This window comes from Streptomyces sp. NPDC006552, assembly GCF_040611655.1.
Lineage (GTDB): Bacteria > Actinomycetota > Actinomycetes > Streptomycetales > Streptomycetaceae > Streptomyces.
This window is the reverse complement of the sequence record NZ_JBEXOS010000019.1, coordinates 1-19,921: the sequence shown is the minus strand read 5'-3', so window position 1 is coordinate 19,921 and position 19,921 is coordinate 1. Positions and strand designations below refer to the sequence as shown.

The following is a 19,921-nucleotide window of genomic DNA, read 5'->3' as shown; positions in this document are numbered from 1 at the left end:
CGCCGGCACGCGGCACCGAGCGGTCCCGTCCACCACCTTGACAACCACATTGGTCCAGACCAACTATGAGGGCCATAGCGCCACCTTGGTTCGCGCTCGTCCCCAAATCCCCCTTGAACACCGGGAGTTCGCGTGTCCCCACGCCGAACGCAACGCCGCACCAGACGCACCGGCCCCGCCCGGCGCCCCCGCCTCCTCGCCCTGGCCGGCGCCGCCGCCCTCGCGCTCGGCGGCGCCGTCGCCCTGCCGGGCACGGCCCAGGCCGCCAACATCCTCTCCGACCCCGGCTTCGAGTCCGGCTCGCTCGGCTCCTGGAACTGCTCCGGCAACCTCGGCTCCGTGGTCTCCACCCCCGTCCACGGCGGCTCCAAGGCCCTCGCGGGCGCCGCGAGCGCGAGCGACAACGCCAAGTGCACCCGGACCGTCTCCGTCCAGCCGAACACCGCCTACACCCTCTCCGGCTGGGTGCGCGGCAGTTACGCCTACCTCGGCGTCGACGGCGGCGCCTCCACCTGGACCCAGTCCCCGTCCGCGTACAGCCAGCTCTCGGTGAAGTTCACCACCGGCGCCGCGCAGACCAGCGTCACCCTCTACACCCAGGGCTGGTACGGCCAGGGCACCTACTACGCCGACGACATCAGCCTCGACGGACCGGGCGGAGGCGGCTCCGACACCCAGGCGCCGACCGCGCCGACCGGCCTGGCCTCCACCGGCAAGACGGACAGCAGCGTCTCCCTGTCCTGGGGCGCGGCGAGCGACAACACCGGCGTCACCGGTTACGACATCTACGCGGGCGGCAACAAGCTGCTCACCGTCTCCGGTACCTCGGCCACCGTCTCCGGCCTGACGCCGTCCACCGCGTACACCTTCACGGTCAAGGCCCACGACGCGGCCGGCAACACCTCGCCCGCCTCCAACGCCGTCTCGGTGACCACCAGCGCGGGCACCGGCGGCACCGGCTTCAAGCAGGCCGCTCCCTACCTCTACACCGGCTGGGGCGAGCCGCCGAACCCCACCACCGTCATGAACGCCACCGGCGTCAAGTGGTTCACCATGGCCTTCATCCTCTCCTCCGGCGGCTGCAACCCGGCCTGGGACGGCCAGCGCCCGCTCACCGGCGGCCAGGACCAGAGCGCCATCAACGCCATCCGCTCCGCGGGCGGCGACATCGTCCCCTCCATCGGCGGCTGGAGCGGCAACAAGCTCGGCCCCAACTGCTCCACCCCGGAAGCGCTCGCGGGCGCCTATCAGAAGGTCATCGACGCCTACGGCCTCAAGGCGATCGATGTCGACATCGAGAACAGCGACGAGTTCGAGAACACCGTCGTGCAGGACCGCATCCTGAACGCCCTGAAGATCGTCAAGGCGAACAACCCGGGCCTGCGCACCATCCTCACCTTCGGCACCTCCACCACCGGGCCGACGTACTACGGCAACCGCCTCATCGAGCAGGCCAAGGCGCTGAACGCGAACATCGACGTCTTCACGATCATGCCCTTCGACTTCGGCGGCGGCGCCGACATGTACGCCAGCACCGTGAACGCCGCCGAGGGCCTCAAGACCAAGCTCAAGTCGGTCTACGGCTGGGACGACGCCACCGCCTACGCCCACCTCGGCATCTCCGGGATGAACGGCCTCAGCGACCAGCAGGAGACCACGACCCCCGCCATCTGGACCCAGATCAAGGACTGGGCCAACAGCAAGCACATCGCGCGCCTCGCCTTCTGGTCGGTCAACCGCGACCGGCCCTGCGCGGGCGGCGGCGTCGCCGAGAACTGCTCCGGCATCAACCAGGACGCCTGGCAGTTCACGAAGATCACGGCCGGTTTCACCGGCTGAACCGGCGACCCGGAACAAACAGAAGGACCCCAGGGTGACCTGGGGTCCTTCGTTGTGTCCGAGGGGGGACTTGAACCCCCACGCCCGATAAAGGGCACTAGCACCTCAAGCTAGCGCGTCTGCCATTCCGCCACCCGGACAAGGTGTCTGCCGCTCTGTGCGGGGCTTCCCCGCGGCGACACGGAGAACATTACCAAAGAATCCGAGTGCTCCGATCACGCCGCCCGCCTGCCCGGCCGGCCTGTGAACGGCACGTGACGAGGGCGGCCCGGCCTAGGGCGCGGGCGCCGGGGGAGGGAGGATGAGGGGGATCCACAGGGAGAGAGGAACAAGCGTGAGCGAGTCGAGCACGGGCCGGGCCGTCTCCGGACAGGACGAGGTCGTCGACCTCTGCCGTGAACTGATCCAGATCGACACCAGCAACTACGGCGACCACTCCGGTCCGGGCGAGCGCAAGGCCGCCGAGTACGTCGCGGAGAAGCTCGCCGAGGTCGGCCTCGAACCGAAGATCTTCGAGTCCCACCCCGGCCGCGCCTCCACGGTCGCCCGCATCGAGGGCGAGGACCGCTCGCGGCCCGCGCTGCTCATCCACGGGCACACCGATGTCGTCCCGGCCAACGCGGCGGACTGGACCCACCACCCCTTCTCCGGTGAGGTCGCCGACGGGTGCGTGTGGGGCCGCGGCGCCGTCGACATGAAGGACATGGACGCGATGACCCTCGCGGTCGTCCGCGACCGGCTGCGCACCGGCCGCAAGCCGCCGCGCGACATCGTCCTCGCCTTCCTCGCCGACGAGGAGGCCGGCGGCACGTACGGCGCACGCCACCTGGTCGACCACCACCCCGACCTGTTCGAGGGCGTCACCGAGGCGATCAGCGAGGTCGGCGGCTTCTCGTTCACCGTGAGCGAGCAGCGCCGGCTCTACCTGGTGCAGACCGCGGAGAAGGGCATGCACTGGATGAAGCTCTCCGTGGCCGGCACCGCCGGGCACGGGTCGATGATCCACCGGGACAACGCGATCACCGAGCTGTCCGAGGCGGTCGCCCGGCTCGGCCGCCACCAGTTCCCGGTGCGGGTCACCAAGACCACCCGCGCCTTCCTCGACGAACTGGGCGACGCGCTCGGCACCGAACTCGACCCCGAGGACATGGAGTCGACGCTTGCCCGGCTCGGCGGTATCGCCAAGCTCATCGGCGCCACGCTCAGCAACACCGCCAACCCCACGCAGCTGGGCGCCGGTTACAAGGTGAACGTCATCCCGGGCGAGGCCACGGCCCACATCGACGGACGCTTCCTGCCCGGTCACGAGGAGGAGTTCCTCGCCGACCTCGACCGGCTGCTCGGCCCCCGGGTCAGGCGCACGGACGTGCATGCGGACAAGGCCGTCGAGACCACCTTCGACGGGGCGCTCGTCGAGGCCATGAAGTCCTCCATCGCCGCCGAGGACCCGATCGGCAAGGCGATCCCGTACATGCTCTCCGGCGGCACCGACGCCAAGTCCTTCGACGACCTCGGCATCCGCGGCTTCGGCTTCGCGCCGCTCCAGCTGCCGCCCGAGCTGGACTTCGCGGGCATGTTCCACGGGGTGGACGAGCGCGTCCCGGTCGACGGACTGCGGTTCGGTGTCCGGGTGCTCGACCGGTTCATCGACGCGTCCTGACCGCGGCGCGCGTCAACCGGGCGTGACCACAACATTCGGGCGTGCGTGCGTAGTTGACCGGAAAGAGTGAAAGGAACCATCAGCTCGTAGCCCTATCACTTTCTCCTCGTTGCAAGGGGTGCAGTCCGCGGCTGGGACTGCACTGCCAACAAGGAGGAACAATGATCAAGAAGGTCGTCGCTGCTGCGGCTGCCACGGGTGGTCTCGTGCTCGCGGGCGCGGGCATCGCCGCTGCCGACGCCGGTGCCCAGGGCGCCGCCGTGAACTCCCCCGGTGTGCTGTCGGGCAACGTCATCCAGGTTCCCATCCACGTGCCGGTGAACATCTGCGGCAACACGGTCAACGTGATCGGGCTGCTGAACCCCGCCTTCGGCAACGCCTGCGTCAACGACTGACGTCGGTGCGCCTCACCCCTTGAGGGTCTGAGTCCGTCGGCCCCGGAGCGCGTGCCATGCGCTCCGGGGCCGATGGGCATGCGGCGTGCGGGCACACCGGCCCCGGCGCCTTCGGTAGTGGTCGGGCAACGTAAAAGGCAGGAAAAGCTATGCGACAGGTCACACGCAAAGGCCTGATCACGGTGGCGGCGGCGAGCGGTGTGCTCGCGGTCACCGGCGGTTACGCGCACGCCGACTCCGGCGCACAGGGCGGCGCCGCGCACTCGCCGGGCGTCGCGTCCGGCAATTCGGTCCAGGCCCCCGTGGACGTACCGGTCAACCTGTGCGGCAACACGGTCGACGTGATCGGGCTGCTCAACCCGGCCATGGGCAACAGCTGCGCCAACACCTCGGGCCGCCACGGCGGCCACGGTGGCTACGGCGACGACGGCAGCCACCACGGCCGCGGCGGGCACGACGGCCGCGGCGGCGGGCACCAGCCGTCCGGAGGCGGGAGCGGAGGCGGCGGCGGAGCGCACGCCGGCGGTTCCACGAGCAACTCGCCGGGTGTCGGCTCCGGCAACAACGTGCAGGCGCCGATCGACGTGCCCGCCAACGTCTGCGGCAACTCGGTCAGCGTCATCGGGCTGCTCAACCCGGCCACGGGGGACAACTGCGCCAACGGCCACACCCCCACCCCGCCCCGCGGCCACGAGCAGCCGCCGTCGAAGCCGCACACCCCGGGCACCCGCGGCGGACACCCGGTCGGGCACGCCGCCGAGAAGCCCAACCAGCCGCGGCCGCAGGCCCTTGCGGAGACGGAGAGCATCGCGCAGCCCCGGGCCGAGTCCCAGCTCGCGATGACCGGCAGCTCGCTGCCGGTCGGCGCGGCCGTCCCGGTCGGCGCGGGCGCGCTGCTCGCGGGCGCGGTCCTCTACCGGCGGGCGCGGGCCTCCGCGTGATGACGTGAGGTCCGCGGGTGGCACGGCCCCCGCGGGCACGACGGCAGGAGATACGGAGCGGGCCCCGCACTGGCGGGGCCCGCTCCGTTTCCGTCGTCCGTCCGGTCAGCTCCGGGTCACCAGGTGGCCCGGAGCTGGCGGATGATCCGGCGGCGCAGCCGTACGCGGCGACTGCCGTCGCGGCGCAGGCTCAATCGGTCCAACTCCCAGTGTCCGTACTCTGCGTGTTCTGTCAGCAGACGCGTCGCATCCTTGCGGGAGACCCCGCGCGGTACGTACACGTCGACAAATTCGTATTCCGGCATCGCATCTATTGTGCGGGCAGTGGCCCGGTACGGATAGCGTCTGCACTATGTCTGATGCTGCGCAGCCCACAGCTGCCGAGGTACGCGCCGCCGCCGAGGCGGTCAAGGCCGCGCTCGACCGCCACCTGGCGGCTGTCGAGCGCAGGTCGGGTGAGGACGACCCGGCCGTCTACGAAGCGTTCAACGAGCTCGCCGCGGCGGCGGAGGAGTACGACGAACTCCTCTACGACCGCTACGACGAGGTCACCCCCTTCGAGATCCCCGGCGGGGAGGACACGCTGCCGCCGTACAGCGGGCCCGAGGAGCCGAACGCGCTGAGCGTGCTGATCCGGCGCGACTACGCCGTGGTGGAGCCGCAGCGGCTGCTCGCCCAGGCCGGCCGGGTGGCCGACCTGGACGGGGATCCGGACATCGACACGGACTCCGCGACGGGAGCGGGCAGCAGTGTCCACGCCGCGCTCGGCGTCCTCTTCGGCGAGTTCGAACCCGACGAGATCGCCAGCCGCCACAAGGAGTTCGGTCTGGAAGAGGGCGACTCCACGCTGTGGGTCCTGGCCGCGGACGAGCCGCCGGAGGCGGGGGAGTGGCTGGAGGCCCCCTTCGAGCAGGCCGACCCCCAGCAGGTCGTCTGCCGCTTCGACGTGAGCGCGGTCTTCGACGACGACCTCGGCCCCGATGACGACGACTCCGATCCCGAGGACCTGGAGCTGGAGGAGGCCTTGGAGGACGCGGACCGCTGAGACAGCGGCCCAGGCCGACCGCCCCCGTCCCGGCGCACGCCGGGACGGGGGCGGTCGCCGTCAGGCGCCGGGCAGCTGGGCCCGCACCAGCTGCCGCAGCCGCGTGGTCCGCGGCTTCGCCGCCACCTCCGCGACCGCCCGCGGCAGCGCCGCGTCCGCGCCGTGCACGACCGACAGATGCCGCTCGCCGCGTCCGAACGCGGTGTACACCCAGGGCCGGTTCAGCGCCTGCGTCGCGTCCCCGGGCAGCACCACCACGGCCGCCGGCCAGCGCATCCCCACGGCCTGGTGGCCGGTGACCGCCCAGCCGTGCCGCACGGCCCCTTCCACCCGCTCCTTCGGTACGAGGACGGGCTCACCGTCGCACTCCAGACGCAGCCCCTGCGCGTCGGCGCCCAGCACCCGGCCGGGCCGGACCCGCCCCGGCGCCGGCACGTACACCACCCGGTCCCCGGGGTCGAAGCCGCCGAACCGGCCCGGGCCCGGGTTGAGCCGCTCCTTCAGCGCCGCGTTCAGCGCACGGGTCCCCGCCGCCCCGCCGTGCCCCGGCGTGATCACCTGGGTCTCCTCGGCCGGCACGCCGATCGCCCGCGGCACCGAGTCGGCGACGAGCTGCACGGTGCGGTGGATCGCCTCCGCCGCGTCCCGCACCGGCACGATGACGACCTCCTTGCCGGGCGCCTCCACCTGGTTCAGCTCCCCGATGCCGATGCCGGAGACCAGCTCGCCGATGGGCCCGAAGTCCGGGGTGCGCGAGACCACGCGCGGGCAGACCTCGGCGGCCAGGAGATCGGCGAAGACCCGCCCGGGCCCCGCCGACCAGAGGACGCCGGGGTCACCGCTGAGCACGAGGCCGGTGCCGTCGGCGAGCAGCTCCACGAGCATCGCGGCGTCGTCGACGTCCAGCTGCGGCGCGTCCAGGACGACCAGCAGGTCGACGGCGATCGCACCGTCGGCGTCCCGGCCGGGCCCCTCGGCCTGCGTGAGGAGCCCCGCCACGGTCGCCGTGGCGCTCTCCGGTGCCTCCGGGCCGAGCTGCCGCGCGGCCCGGCGCCGCCCGTCGCCGCTGTGCGCGGCGACGCACACCCGCAGGCCGAGACCGGCGGCGGCCACCGCCACGGCCAGCGGCTCCGCGCGGGCGGCCTCGCCACCGGTGTGCAGGACGAGCCGGTGGCCGGCGACGGCACGGATCAGCTCCGCCGTCGTGCCGCTCGCGGCGCCGGCGGCGGCCTCCCACTCCGCGGCGGCCGGGCCGTCCTCCTTGGCGCCGGAGTTGATCAGCCGGGCCACCGCGTCGGCGAGGCTCTCCTCGGCGAGCGCGGTCCGCTCGAGCCCTGCCAGGACGCGGACCGGCCGTTCGGCCGCGTCCTCCTCCTCGCCCTCGGCAGGCGCGGGTACGGGCGCGTCCTCCAACGCGTCCTGGAAGAGCAGCGCGTCGCCCTCCGCGACCGCGCCCTGCACGGCCTCGTCCGGGTCCGGCACCCCGCGCTTGCCGAGCGCCTCGACGAGGACGGGCAGGTCGAGAGCGGTGTGCCCGGCCACGGCGGCCTGGTCGAGCAGCCAGAGCGTCATGGCCCGGCCGCGCCGCTCGTCGTCCGGGGCGCACTCCGCGCCGAGCAACGCCCGCGCGAAACCGTCCGCCTGCTCCGGCCGGACGCCGCTCAGCCGCAACAGCTGCCAGGGGTCGGCGCGCAGCCGCTCACCCGCGCCCTCGCCCAGGGTCCGGGCGGCAGGAACCGCGAGCGTCTCGGGCGCCTGGCCCTCGGCCAGCACGGCCCGCACCTCCGCCACCGTCTCGGGGTCCGGCCCCGCGTCCACGGCGGGCACGGCGCGCGCAGGTCCGCGCTCCGGCTCGGGCACGACGACCCGGCGGCGCGTGCGCCCGGGCTCCGCGAAGACCGCGCCGGCGGGCTTCTCGCCGCTCTCCACGGCGCGGACGGCGGCCAGCAGATCGGCGGCCGTCCCACTCAACTTCGCCCCGGCGTCGACCGGCCCCTCCTTGGCGGCCTTACGCTCCGCGATCCGCTCCTGGAGGGCCCGCTGAGCGGCGATCTCCGCTTCGGCCTCGGACAACGGACCGCCAGCGCCAGCGCCTCCGGCATCCTTGGGATCCGCGGCGTCCTGGGTACCCGAGGGCTCCTCGACGCTCGCGGCACCCATGGACTCCTCAGGGTTCGCGGCGTCCCCGACGCCCTCGGTGTCCTCGGTACCCTCAGACACCTTGGCGCCCCCAGCGTCCTCGGGGTTCGTGGCGTCCTCGGTGCCCGCGGGCCCTCCGACGCCTCCAGCGTCCTTGGCGCTCGCCGCGTCCTGAGTACCTGCGGGCTCAGTGCTCGCGGCATTCCCAACGCCCCCGGCGTCCTCGGGGTTCGCGGCATCCTCGGTACCCACGCTCCCCCCGCCGGCCGTCCCCTCGGCGCTGCCGCCCGCCTCCGTGCCCCCGGCGCCCTGCGTGGCGGTCGGTTCGTCCGGCCCGGCGTCGGGGCGGGCCCCTGACTCGTTCTCCGCGGCAGCGGACTCCGTACTCACAACGTGCTCCAGTCCTGATCGGGATAGCGGTGCACGGGCGCCGACACATCGTCGAGCGCCTGGCAGATCTCGTCAGGAAGACTAAGCGTCTCCACTGACAACGCGGCCGTGAGCTGCTGCGCGGTGCGCGCGCCCACGATCGGCGCGCTCACCCCGGGCCGGTCCCGCACCCAGGCGAGGGCGACCTGGAGCGGCGTCACCGCGAGCCCGTCCGCGGCTATCGCGACCGCGTCCACGATGTGCCCGGCCGCCTCGTCCAGATAGGGGGCGACGAACGGCGCCATGTGGTCGGAGCCGCCCCGCGAGTCGGCCGGCGTGCCCGTGCGGTACTTGCCCGTGAGCACGCCCCGGCCCAGCGGCGAGGACGGCAGCAGCCCGATGCCCAGGTCGAGCGCGGCGGGCAGCACCTCGCGCTCCACGCCGCGCTGGAGCAGCGAGTACTCCATCTGCGTACTGGCAAGCCGCGTGCGTGTGCCCGGCGCCGCGAGCTGCCAGGTGCCGGCCTTGGCCAGCTGCCACCCGCAGAAGTTCGAGACGCCCGCGTAGCGCGCACGGCCGCTGCTGACCGCGATGTCGAGGGCCTGGAGCGTCTCGTCCAGCGGGGTTCCGGCGTCGTAGGCGTGGATCTGCCACAGGTCGACGTAGTCCGTGCCGAGCCGGGCGAGCGAGGCGTCCAGGGCGGAGAGCAGATGGCCGCGGGAGCCGTCGAAGCGCCGCTCCGGGTCCGGCACGCTGCCCGCCTTCGTGGAGATGACCAGGTCCCGGCGGGGCACGAGCCCCTCGACGAGCCGGCCCAGCAGGTACTCGGACTCGCCGTCCCCGTACACGTCGGCCGTGTCGACCAGCGTGCCGCCCGCCTCCCAGAAGGCCTTCAACAGGTCGGCGGCGTCGTGCTCGTCGGTGTCCCGGCCCCACGTGAGGGTGCCGAGTCCGATCCGGGACACACGCAGGCCGGTGCGGCCGAGATGCCTCTGCTCCATGGGCGCTGAGATTACTGGCCCGAGGTCACGATGAGGGCCCCTGTGGACAACCGGGGTCCGGCCCGTCGCGCTAGGGTGCCCGGCAAGGCACGTTACCGATGGGTAAGCCGGCGGATCCGCACGGTGTGAAGGGGATGTGGTCAATGAAGCTCGGCATCAATCTCGGGTACTGGGGCGCGGGGATGGACGCGGACAACCTGGCCGTCGCGAAGGAGGCCGACGCCCTCGGCTACGCGGTGTGCTGGGCCGCCGAGGCGTACGGCTCGGACGCCGCGACCGTCCTCGCCTATGTCGCGGCGCAGACCGAGCGGATCGACGTCGGCTCGGCCATCTTCCAGATCCCGGCCCGCCAGCCCACGATGACGGCGATGACGGCCTCCACCCTCGACTCCCTCTCGGGCGGCCGCTTCCGGCTCGGCCTCGGCGTCTCCGGGCCGCAGGTCTCCGAGGGCTGGTACGGCGTCAAGTTCGACAAGCCGCTGGCGCGCACGCGCGAGTATGTCGACATCGTCCGTAAGGCGATGAGCCGCGAACGGGTCTCCTACGAAGGCGCCCACTGGACGCTGCCGCTGCCGGACGGACCGGGCAAGCCGCTCAAGCTGACCCTGCACCCGCAGCGCGAGCACATCCCGCTCTACATCGCCGCGATCGGTCCGAAGAACCTGGAGCAGACCGGCGAGATCGCCGACGGCGCCCTGTTGATCTTCCCGGCGGCCGAGCATCTGGAGGAGACCGCGATCGCGCCCCTGCGGGCGGGCCGCGCGAAGGCCGGCAAGACGATGGAGGGCTTCGACGTCTGCCCGACGGTGCCCCTCGCGCTCGGCGCCGACAAGGATGTCGCGGCCCTCGCGGACTTCTTCCGCCCCTACACCGCCCTGTACGTGGGCGGCATGGGCAGCGCCAAGCAGAACTTCTACAACCAGCTCGCGCGGCGCATGGGCTACGAGAAGGAGGCCACCGACATCCAGGAGAAGTACCTCGCCGGGGACAAGGAGGGCGCCGCCGCGGCCGTCCCGCACCAGCTCATCGACTCCACGACGCTGCTCGGCTCCGTGGACCGGATCGCCGACCGGATGCGGGCCTACGCCGCCGCGGGGGTCACCACGCTGACGATCAACCCCGCCGGGTTCACGCTCGACGAGCGGGTGGCCGCCCTGCGGGCGGGCACGGAGGCGCTGGAGCGGGCCGGACTGGCGTGACCGGAGCCGGGCAGGGGGGCTGAGAGGTTTCCGCGGCCGTGGTGGGGGCTCGGGGGTCTTCCCCGCCACGGCCGTCACGGGTAACAACGCGCCACCGGGGGCGCGGTTACGCCTTCGCCCGGTACCAGGCATCCCCCGTTCGGCCGAGTCGCCCGGCACAGCTGTTGCCCCGCTCCGCGCCCCGCACTTGACTCGTCTTCTGCGGAACACCGGATGCGGTGCGCGGGCATGGAGGTACCACGATGCTGTCGGCCAAGAGCTTGTTCCAGGAAATCATCGACGACGACGACTCGTTCCGGCTGTTCTGCTCCATCGCGGCCGGCGGCGAGTCCCAGGGCGGCTGGGAGAACGGGCGGATCGCCGCGCTCGTCCCCGAGAGCGAGCGTGCGCTCGCGCCCAAGGTGGCCCGGCACGGCGCCGACGAGGACAAGCACGGCCGTATCTTCCACGCGCTCATGAAGAAGCGCGGTCTGCACGCGGTGCCCGTACCGCCCGAGACCGACTACACGATGCTCCTGGAGCGGCACGGCATCGGTCTCGCCCACGACCGGCTCAGGCGCGACGAGCCGCTCTCCGTGCGGGACGTCGTCACCTACCTCGCGCACAGCCGCGTCACCGAGCAGCGTGCCTCCGAGCAGATGGAACTGCTGCGCCGGCACTTCGCCGACCACCCGGACCTCGGCCGCGCGGTGAAGATGATCTCCCACGACGAGGACAACCACCTCGCCTACTGCCACGAGGAACTGCTCCGCCTCGCCGCCGCAGGCCATGGGCGCACCATCCAGCGCACCCTGCGGGAGTGCGCCCGCGCGGAGATCGCCGTCTACCGGGACGTCAGCCTGGCCGTCATGGACCACATGGGCCGCCTCCTGGGCTGGTCGCGGGCGAAGTCGGCGCTGCTCGCCGCGGGCATCCACGCCCTCTACGCCTACGAGCGGGCCGGCGGCTGGCGGCGCATGGTGTCGCTGGAGATGCCCCGGCGACGCGACGCCCTCGGCGGCCCGGCGACCACGGCGGCGGAGTTCGCCTGACTCGCGCCCGCGTGGCCGCCGCGTGCCTAGAGCCAGCCGCGCCGCTTGAACAGCCGGTAGAGGCCGACCTCCAGGACCACCATCAGCAGGATCACCGCCGGATAGGACCACACCCAGTGCAGCTCGGGCATGTGGTCGAAGTTCATGCCGTAGACGCCCGCGATCATCGTGGGCACCGCCGCCATCGCCGCCCACGCCGAGATCTTCCGCATGTCGTCGTTCTGCCGCACGCTCATCTGCGCCAGATGCGCGGAGAGGATGTCCGACACCAGCCGGTCCAGGCTGTCCACGGACTCGTTGACCCGCGTCAGATGGTCGTTCACGTCACGGAAGAACGGCTTGGCGGCCTCGTTCACGAACGGCACCTTCGCCAGCCCCCAGGGACCCACACCGGAGAGCCGGTCCAGGGGGAGCGCCAACGGCAGCGTGGCCCGCCGGAATTCGAGGACCTGCCGCTTGAAGGTGTAGATTCGCGACGCGGTGTCCCGCGAGCCGCCGCGGTCCGGCGAGAAGACCTCCGCCTCCAGCTCCTCCAGGTCGGTCTGGAGCTCGCTCGCGACCTCCAGATAGTGGTCCACGGTGGCGTCCGCGACGGAGTACAGGACCGCCGTCGGCCCCTGCTTGAGCACCTCCGGATCGGCCTCCAGACGCTGCCGTACGGCCTTCAGGGGCGCCCCCTCGCCGTGCCGCACCGTCACCACGAACGAGTCGCCCAGGAAGAGCATCAGCTCGCCCGTGGACACCTGGTCGCTCTTCGGCTCGTACACGACCGGCTTGAGGACCACGAAGAGCGAGTCGTCATAGACCTCCAGCTTCGGCCGCTGATGCGCCTTCAGCGCGTCCTCCACGGCCAGCGGATGCAGCCCGAATTCCTGCGTGACCTGGTCGAACTCGTCCTCGGTCGCCTCGTGCAGACCGATCCACACGAACGCGTCGCCCGCCGACCGCGCCGCTTCGAGCGCGTCGGAGAAGTCCGCCGGGCCCTCGGTCCGGCACCCGTCCCGGTAGATGGCACAGTCGACGATCATGAGGCGCATTCTCCCCAGGGGGCGGCGCAGGCGCACTCCCGCGTGCGCCTAGGCTGGCCCCCATGCCCACGCTGATCCTGGTCCGCCACGGACGCTCCACCGCCAACACCGAGGGGCTGCTCGCCGGGCGGACCCCCGGCGTGGCCCTCGACGAGCGCGGCGCCGCGCAGGCCGCCGCACTGCCCGGGCGGCTGCGGGAGCTGCCCCTCGCCCAGATCGTCACCAGCCCTCTCCAGCGCTGTCAGGAGACGCTGGCGCCGCTGCTCGCCGCCCGGCCCGGCGTGCCCGTGAGCACCGAGGAGCGGATCAGCGAGTGCGACTACGGGGACTGGTCGGGGCGCAAGCTCGCCGAACTGACCGGCGAGCCGCTCATGGAGATCGTGCAGCAGCATCCGACGGCCGGCGCCTTCCCGGGCGGGGAGTCGATGCGGCAGATGCAGCACCGGGCCGCCGAGGCGGTGCGGGAGTGGAACGCGCGCGTGGAGCGCGAGCACGGCGCGGACGCCGTGTATGTGATGTGTTCGCACGGCGACATCATCAAGTCGCTCGTGGCGGACGCCCTCGGGCTGCATCTGGACCTCTTTCAGCGGATCTCTGTAGAGCCTTGTTCCATCACAGCGATCCGTTACACACGACTGCGCCCGTTTCTCGTGCGCCTCGGCGACACCGGTGATCTCGCCTCCCTGGCGCCTCGGCAGGAGGGCCGGGAGCCGGACGCACCCGTCGGGGGCGGCGCGGGCGCACCGTGATCGTCGGCCGCAGTAGGCTGAAGCACTCGTAAGCACGACCGGGTCCGGTGCCCCCGAGGCCGGATCCGGCCGGCCGTACCCCCGATCCCATGGAGACAGGACGTGTCCCGTCAGGTGTTCCTCTACGACCCTCCGGAGCGGTTCGTGGCCGGTACGGTCGGGCTCCCCGGGCGCCGCACCTTCTTCCTGCAGGCCTCGGCAGGAGCCCGGGTCACCAGTGTGGCGCTGGAGAAGACCCAGGTGGCCGCGCTCGCCGAGCGGATGGAAGAGCTGCTCGACGAGGTCGTGCGGCGCAGCGGGGGCAATGCCCCGGTGCCCGCCGTCGTCCCCGCCGAGACCTCCGACACCGCGCCGCTGGAGGCGCCGGTCGACGAGGAGTTCCGCGTCGGCACCATGGCGCTCGCCTGGGACGGCGACGAGCAGCGCATGATCGTCGAGGCACAGGCCCTCGTCGAGGTGGACGCCGAGTCCGACGAGGACCTGGCGGAGGCGGAGGAGAGGCTCCTCCAGGACGAGGAGAACGGCCCGCCGATGCTGCGGGTCCGACTCACCGGCGCCCAGGCCCGCGCCTTCGCCAAGCGGGCCCTGGACGTCGTGAACGCGGGGCGCCCGCCGTGCCCGCTGTGCAGCCTGCCGCTCGACCCGGAGGGACACGTATGCCCGCGCCAGAACGGATACCGGCGCGACGCGTGAGCGACCGGGACCTCGCCCTCCTCACCGAGGGGGAGCTGCACGTACAGGGACAGATCCGGGAGGCCTCGAACGCGGTCCTGCTGTGCACCGTCACGCACGAGGGCCACGAGGCCCGCTGCGTCTACAAGCCGGTGCGCGGCGAGCGGCCCCTGTGGGACTTCCCCGACGGGACGCTCGCCCAGCGCGAGGTCGCCGCCTTCGAGATCTCCGAGGCGCTCGGCTGGGGGCTCGTGCCGCCGACGGTGCTGCGCGAGGGGCCGTACGGCGAGGGCATGTGCCAGCTGTGGATCGAGGGGCCCGACGAGTCCGACGAGGCCCCGGAGCCGGCCCGCGGCGACCGGCTCCTCGCCCTCGTCGACGCCGAGGAGCCGGACGAGGGCTGGAAGGCCATCGGCTTCGCCGAGGTCGAGGAGGGCCGCACCGCCCTGCTCGTGCACGCCGACGACCCCCGGCTGCGCCGCCTCGCCGTGCTCGACGCGGTGATCAACAACGGCGACCGCAAGGGCGGACACCTGCTCCTGGACGGCGGAGGCCATCTCTACGGCATCGACCACGGGGTCACCTTCCACACCGAGGACAAGCTGCGCACCCTGCTGTGGGGCTGGGCCGGGGAGCCGCTGACCGCGGAGGCGAGTGCCGCGCTGGAGGGGCTGCGCGCGCGGCTCGCGGCGGACGAACCGCTGGCCCGGCGGCTCGGTGAGCTGATCACCGGGGCGGAGCTGGAGGCCGTACGGGAGCGGGTGGCGGAGCTGCTGAAGACCGGCCGCCACCGCGAGCCCGGCGGCGACTGGCCCGCGATCCCGTGGCCACCCATCTGACCTGCGCTCCCCGTTCCGCCCGAAGGCGGTTGTCGGTGCCCCGCGCTAGGTTCGGGTCCATGACCCACCTGATTGTCGAGGACCGGATCGAGCGGCCCGTCGCCGAGGTCTTCCGCACGATCGTGACGCCCGAGGGCCTGTCCGGCTTCTTCACGGCGGAGGCGTCCGCGGCCATGGTCCCCGGCACCACGGTGACCTGGCGGTTCGGGCACGTGGACGCCGCCTTCGACGTGCAGATCGGCGAGATCGAGACGGATCGGCTGATCTCCTGGACCTGGCCCGGCGGCCAGGTCACCATCGAGCTGGCGGACGCGGACGGGGCCACGCGGCTGACCGTCACCGAACAGCCGATGGGCGAGGGGACCGAGGGCGCCGCCCGGGCGGCGGGGCAGACCCAGGGCTGGACGTACTTCATGTGCGGCCTGCGCGCCTATCTGGTGCACGGGCTGCGCCACTTCGGCCTCTCGGACGCGATCCGGGCCACGGTCCTCGACTAGCGGGTGCGGTGTGGACGCGCAAGAGAGCCTCGTCGGCCACTGGAGGCGGTCCGGTTCGTATGCGGACGCACCGTCCGGTTACGCTCAGGGCATGCATGCCTGGCCCGCTTCTGAGGTCCCCGCCCTTCCTGGCAAGGGCCGCGACCTTCGGATCCACGACACCGCGACCGACGGGCTCGTCTCCCTCGACCCCGGTCCCGTCGCCCGTATCTACGTGTGCGGCATCACGCCGTACGACGCGACCCATATGGGGCACGCGGCGACCTACAACGCGTTCGACCTTGTGCAGCGCGTGTGGCTCGACACCAAGCGGCAGGTCCACTACGTCCAGAACGTGACGGATGTCGACGACCCGCTCCTTGAGCGGGCCGTGCGCGACGGCATCGACTGGGCCGGCCTCGCCGAGCGCGAGACCGCCCTGTTCCGCGAGGACATGACCGCCCTGCGGATGCTGCCGCCGCAGCACTACATAGGCGCCGTCGAGGCCATACCCGGCATCGTGCCGCTCGTCGAGCGGCTGCGGGACAGCGGCGCCGCCTACGAACTGGACGGCGACATCTACTTCTCCGTCGAGTCCGACCCGCACTTCGGGTCCGTCTCGAACCTGGACGCCGAGGCGATGCGGCTGCTCTCCGCCGAGCGCGGCGGCGACCCGGACCGCGCCGGCAAGAAGAACCCGCTCGACCCGATGCTGTGGATGGCCGCGCGCGCCGGCGAGCCCAGCTGGGACGGCGGCTCGCTCGGGCAGGGGCGTCCCGGCTGGCACATCGAGTGTGTCGCCATCGCCCTCGACCACCTCGGTATGGGCTTCGACGTCCAGGGCGGCGGCTCCGACCTGGCCTTCCCGCACCACGAGATGGGCGCCTCCCACGCCCAGGCGCTGACCGGCGAGTTCCCGATGGCCAAGGCGTACGTGCACGCCGGCATGGTCGGGCTCGACGGCGAGAAGATGTCGAAGTCCAAGGGGAACCTGGTCTTCGTCTCGACGCTGCGTCGCGAGGGCGTCGACCCGGCCGCGATCCGGCTCGCGCTCCTCGCGCACCACTACCGGTCCGACTGGGAGTGGACCGACCAGGTCCTCGCGGATGCCGTTGCGCGGCTCGGACGGTGGCGGGCGGCGGTGTCGCGGCCCGACGGCCCTCCGGCCGAGCGGCTGGTGGAGGAGGTCCGGACGGCGCTCGCCGACGACCTGGACGCGCCTGCCGCGCTGGCCGCTGTCGACCGCTGGGCTGAGGCGCAGGCCACTCAGGGCGGTACGGACACCGGGGCGCCGGGTGTGGTCTCCCGGGCCGTCGACGCGTTGCTCGGGGTCGCGCTCTAGGCCACGGGGCTCTGCCCCGGACCCCGCTCCTCGATCGCCGGAGGGGCTGGATGGTGCGGTCCCACGTGCTCCGAAGCGTTCATGGCGCTAGAGCCTGTCTGTGACAGGCTCTAGCGCCATGCTCATTTCTGCGCTAAAAACTGCCCATGCAATCAGCATCGAGCACGTTCGGGCGCAGGCGTCTCAGATCTCTGGTGGCCCTCGCCGCCCTCGGGCTGGCCGCGACCCTCCTCGGGCCCGGCCACGCGGCCGCGGCCGACGCGCCGGGCTCCGTCGGTGACGTCACCGGATTCCACGCCGACGGGTCGCACTACACCCTCCACGCCGGCGCCGCCGCGGCCCGCGTCAGCTTCGTCTCCGACGAGACCTTCCGGATCGAGCTCGCCCCGGACGGGGAGTTCACCGACCCCGCCGGCGACGCCATCGTCCTGCCGCAGGGCCGCCCGCCCGCCACCCACGCCAAGGACAGGGGCGACCGCTACGAGCTGAGCACCGGGAAGGTCATTCTTCGCGCCTACAAGTCCCCGCTCCGCTTCGCCCTCTACCGCAACGACGGCACCCGCCTGTGGTCCGAGAGCGCCCCGCTCAGCTGGACCGGCGACTCCACCACCCAGACCCTCGACCGCGGCGCCGACGAGCAGTACTACGGCGCCGGGATGCAGAACGGGCGCGGCAACACCTCGCTGCGCGGCCAGACCGTCGAGGCCGAGGTCGACTACGACTGGGACGACGGCGGCCACCCCAACTCCGTGCCGTTCTACCTCTCCTCAGCCGGATACGGCGTCTTCCGGAACACCTTCGCACCGGGCACCTACACCTTCGGCGCACCTGTGACGGCCGCCGCCAAGGAGCGCCGCTTCGACGCCTACTACTTCGCGGGCAGCGGCTCCGACAGCGCCAAGGACGTCATCGGGCAGTACACGAAACTGACCGGCAAACCCTTCCTGCCGCCGATCTACGGCCTGGAGATCGGCGACGCGGACTGCTACCTGCACAACGCCAACCGCGGCGAGCGCCACACCCTCGACGCCCTGAAGGTCTCCGACCAGTACGTGCGCAACGACATGCCGCTGGGCTGGATGCTCGTCAACGACGGGTACGGCTGCGGCTACGAGAACCTCCCCGAGGCCGCCAAGGGGCTCCAGGCGAACAAGACACAGCTCGGCCTGTGGACCGAGGACGGCATCGACAAGATCGCCGACCAGGTCAAGGCCGGCCAGCGGGTCGCCAAGCTCGACGTCGCCTGGGTCGGCGACGGATACAAGTTCGCGCTCGACGGCTGCAAGGACGCCTATAAGGGCATCGAGGACAACTCCGACGCCCGCGGCTTCACCTGGGCCCCCGAGAGCTGGTCCGGCGCCCAGCGCTGCGGCGTCCAGTGGTCGGGCGACCAGTCCGGCTCCTGGGACTACATCCGCTGGCAGATACCGACCTACGCCGGCGCAACCATGTCCGGGCTCGCCTACACGACGGGCGACGTGGACGGCATCTTCGGCGGCAGCCCCAAGACGTACGCCCGCGACCTGCAGTGGAAGTCGCTGCTCCCGGTGACCATGACGATGGACGGCTGGGCGGCCAGCGACAAGCAGCCGTTCCGGCAGGGCGAGCCGTACACCGCCATCAACCGCAAGTACCTGAAGCTGCACGAGTCGCTGCTGCCGTACCTGTACTCCTACGCGCACGAGGCGACCGAGACGGGCGTGGGAGCCGTGCGCCCGCTCGCCCTCGAATACCCCGACGACCCGAAGGCCGCGACCGACGCCGCCAAGTACGAGTTCCTGACCGGCGAGGACTTCCTCGTCGCACCGGTCTACCAGGACAGCGCCGTGCGGGACGGGATCTATCTGCCCAAGGGCACCTGGACCGACTACTGGACCGGCCGCGTCTACCAGGGCCCCACCACGATCGACGGGTACGACGCCCCGCTCGACACACTCCCGCTCTTCGTGCGGGGCGGCGCCGCCGTGCCGATGTGGCCCGGCATCCGCTCGTACGCCGACCGCACCGCCGACTCGCCGCTGGCCTGGGACGTCTACCCGCAGGGCCGCTCCTCCTTCGAGCTGTACGAGGACGACGGCGTGACCCGCGCCCACCGTGAGGGCGCCTACGCCACCCAGCGGGCCGACATCGACGCGCCGAAGTCCGGCGCGGGCGACGTACGGCTCCGGATCGGCGCGAGCAAGGGCGACTTCACCGGCAAGCAGACCGCGCGGCCCTACGCCTTCACCGTGCACACCGCCGACGCGCCCGGCGACGTACGGCTCGACGGCCGCAAGCTGGCGCGGGCCGCGTCCAAGAGCGCGTACGACAAGGCCGCGAGCGGCTGGTTCTACGACCGCGACGACCGGGGCGGCGTCGTCCTGGTGAAGACCGGGAAGCTCTCGACGCGCCACGCCTTCACGCTCGACCTGCGCTCCACGGCGGCCGTGGGCGGCGCCGTGCCGGGCGCCGCCGCCGCGGTGAGCGCGCCGGCGGCCCAGGAGACCGGCGCGGGCGTCGCGCAGCAGGTCGCCGTCGACGTCACCGCGGGCACCCGGGACGCCACGGACGTCGCGGTCTCCCTCGCAGCGCCCGACGGCTGGCGGGCCGGAGCGGCCGCCACCCTCGGCCGCGTCCCGGCCGGCACCACCCGGCGCGTCGAGCTCACCGTCACCCCCGCCAAGGACGCGCCGCTGGGGGAGCAGGCCCTCACCGCGACCACCCGGTACCGCTCGGCCGGCCAACAGCGCACGGCACACGGCCACTTCGGGGTGAGCGTGGTGCCGCCGCCCGCCGGGGACGCCTGGGCGAGCGATCTGCCCTGGCTGACCTCGGCCAACGGGTACGGGCCCGCCGAACGCGACCGCAGCAACGGCGAGTCCGGCGCCGCCGACGGCCACCCGCTCACCCTGGCCGGGAAGACGTACGACAAGGGCATCGGGGTGCACGCCGACTCCGACATCGAGATGTACCTCGGCGGGCGGTGCACCCGTCTCTCCGCCGACGTCGGCATCGACGACGAGATCAACGGGTACGGAGAGGTCGCCTTCTCCGTCGAGGCCGACGGCAAGGTGCTGTGGACCTCGCCGAAGGTGACCGGCGCCTCCGCGACCGTGCCGGTGCCGTCCCGCCGGGACTCCCGGCGCCCGGCCGAACGCCGGGTCCCGCCGCAGGCACCGCCGCACCCGACCGAACTCTTCACGCAGCGGCTCCTGCT

The 19,921-nt window shown here is 72.5% G+C and carries 17 protein-coding genes and 1 tRNA gene; 13 read left to right on the top strand and 5 right to left on the bottom strand.

Annotation, left to right across the window (positions count from 1 at the left end; all coding sequences use genetic code 11):
- The first annotated feature begins 132 nt into the window (after positions 1–132).
- On the top strand, positions 133–1,839 hold the full coding sequence (locus ABZY33_RS14215) for a carbohydrate binding domain-containing protein (RefSeq protein ID WP_356491828.1): 1,707 nt from the start codon (positions 133–135) through the stop codon (positions 1,837–1,839).
- Between the two features lie 55 nt (positions 1,840–1,894).
- Here the strand turns inward: ABZY33_RS14215 and ABZY33_RS14210 are convergent.
- A tRNA-Leu gene (locus ABZY33_RS14210) sits at positions 1,895–1,979 on the bottom strand.
- A gap of 194 nt (positions 1,980–2,173) precedes the next feature.
- Here ABZY33_RS14210 and ABZY33_RS14205 point away from each other — a divergent pair.
- The 3 genes from ABZY33_RS14205 to ABZY33_RS14195 all read left to right on the top strand — a co-directional run bounded on the left by ABZY33_RS14205 (position 2,174) and on the right by ABZY33_RS14195 (position 4,835).
- Complete coding sequence (locus ABZY33_RS14205; RefSeq protein ID WP_356491827.1) at positions 2,174–3,499, top strand: M20/M25/M40 family metallo-hydrolase; 1,326 nt, start codon at positions 2,174–2,176, stop codon at positions 3,497–3,499.
- Between the two features lie 161 nt (positions 3,500–3,660).
- Positions 3,661–3,894, top strand: coding sequence for a chaplin (locus ABZY33_RS14200; protein WP_356491826.1), 234 nt, complete (start codon positions 3,661–3,663; stop codon positions 3,892–3,894).
- A 149-nt stretch (positions 3,895–4,043) separates the two neighbouring features.
- Entirely contained in the window at positions 4,044–4,835 is a 792-nt protein-coding gene (locus ABZY33_RS14195; protein WP_356491825.1) for a chaplin, read from the top strand.
- A 116-nt stretch (positions 4,836–4,951) separates the two neighbouring features.
- Here ABZY33_RS14195 and ABZY33_RS14190 read toward each other — a convergent pair whose 3' ends face one another.
- Positions 4,952–5,140, bottom strand: a complete 189-nt coding sequence (locus ABZY33_RS14190) for a DUF5703 family protein (RefSeq protein ID WP_356491824.1) — start codon at positions 5,138–5,140, stop codon at positions 4,952–4,954.
- 47 nt (positions 5,141–5,187) lie between these two features.
- On the opposite strand from ABZY33_RS14190, the gene ABZY33_RS14185 reads away from it, so the two are divergent.
- Positions 5,188–5,880, top strand: coding sequence for a hypothetical protein (locus ABZY33_RS14185; protein ID WP_356491823.1), 693 nt, complete (start codon positions 5,188–5,190; stop codon positions 5,878–5,880).
- A 60-nt stretch (positions 5,881–5,940) separates the two neighbouring features.
- Here the strand turns inward: ABZY33_RS14185 and ABZY33_RS14180 are convergent, their stop codons facing one another.
- Together ABZY33_RS14180 and ABZY33_RS14175 are read right to left on the bottom strand one after the other, a co-directional pair.
- Positions 5,941–8,040, bottom strand: a complete 2,100-nt coding sequence (locus ABZY33_RS14180; RefSeq protein WP_356491902.1) for a helix-hairpin-helix domain-containing protein — start codon at positions 8,038–8,040, stop codon at positions 5,941–5,943.
- Positions 8,041–8,405: 365 nt separating this feature from the next.
- Complete coding sequence (locus ABZY33_RS14175; protein ID WP_356491822.1) at positions 8,406–9,389, bottom strand: aldo/keto reductase; 984 nt, start codon at positions 9,387–9,389, stop codon at positions 8,406–8,408.
- 143 nt (positions 9,390–9,532) lie between these two features.
- Here ABZY33_RS14175 and ABZY33_RS14170 point away from each other — a divergent pair, with 143 nt between their 5' ends.
- The gene (locus ABZY33_RS14170) at positions 9,533–10,588 is read left to right on the top strand and encodes an LLM class F420-dependent oxidoreductase (protein ID WP_356491821.1); all 1,056 of its coding nucleotides are present in this window, start codon (positions 9,533–9,535) and stop codon (positions 10,586–10,588) included.
- A 242-nt stretch (positions 10,589–10,830) separates the two neighbouring features.
- Positions 10,831–11,619, top strand: a complete 789-nt coding sequence (locus ABZY33_RS14165) for a ferritin-like domain-containing protein (protein ID WP_356491820.1) — start codon at positions 10,831–10,833, stop codon at positions 11,617–11,619.
- Positions 11,620–11,645: 26 nt separating this feature from the next.
- Here ABZY33_RS14165 and corA read toward each other — a convergent pair whose 3' ends face one another.
- Positions 11,646–12,647, bottom strand: coding sequence for a magnesium/cobalt transporter CorA (gene corA / locus ABZY33_RS14160; protein WP_356491819.1), 1,002 nt, complete (start codon positions 12,645–12,647; stop codon positions 11,646–11,648).
- Positions 12,648–12,709: 62 nt separating this feature from the next.
- Here corA and ABZY33_RS14155 point away from each other — a divergent pair, with 62 nt between their 5' ends.
- From ABZY33_RS14155 to ABZY33_RS14130, 6 genes are all read left to right on the top strand, one after another.
- Entirely contained in the window at positions 12,710–13,396 is a 687-nt protein-coding gene (locus ABZY33_RS14155) for a histidine phosphatase family protein (protein WP_356491818.1), read from the top strand.
- 102 nt (positions 13,397–13,498) lie between these two features.
- Positions 13,499–14,089: a DUF3090 domain-containing protein gene (locus ABZY33_RS14150; protein ID WP_356491817.1), complete on the top strand. Its 591-nt coding sequence runs from the start codon at positions 13,499–13,501 to the stop codon at positions 14,087–14,089.
- On the top strand, positions 14,053–14,907 hold the full coding sequence (locus ABZY33_RS14145; protein ID WP_356491816.1) for an SCO1664 family protein: 855 nt from the start codon (positions 14,053–14,055) through the stop codon (positions 14,905–14,907). The genes ABZY33_RS14150 and ABZY33_RS14145 overlap by 37 nt, the downstream gene beginning before the upstream one ends.
- 59 nt (positions 14,908–14,966) lie before the next feature.
- Complete coding sequence (locus tag ABZY33_RS14140; protein ID WP_356491815.1) at positions 14,967–15,404, top strand: SRPBCC domain-containing protein; 438 nt, start codon at positions 14,967–14,969, stop codon at positions 15,402–15,404.
- A gap of 91 nt (positions 15,405–15,495) precedes the next feature.
- Positions 15,496–16,725, top strand: a complete 1,230-nt coding sequence (mshC, locus tag ABZY33_RS14135) for a cysteine--1-D-myo-inosityl 2-amino-2-deoxy-alpha-D-glucopyranoside ligase (protein WP_356491814.1) — start codon at positions 15,496–15,498, stop codon at positions 16,723–16,725.
- A gap of 146 nt (positions 16,726–16,871) precedes the next feature.
- Positions 16,872–19,921 (top strand): NPCBM/NEW2 domain-containing protein (locus ABZY33_RS14130; protein ID WP_356491813.1); only part of this gene is annotated, 3,050 nt, incomplete at its 3' end.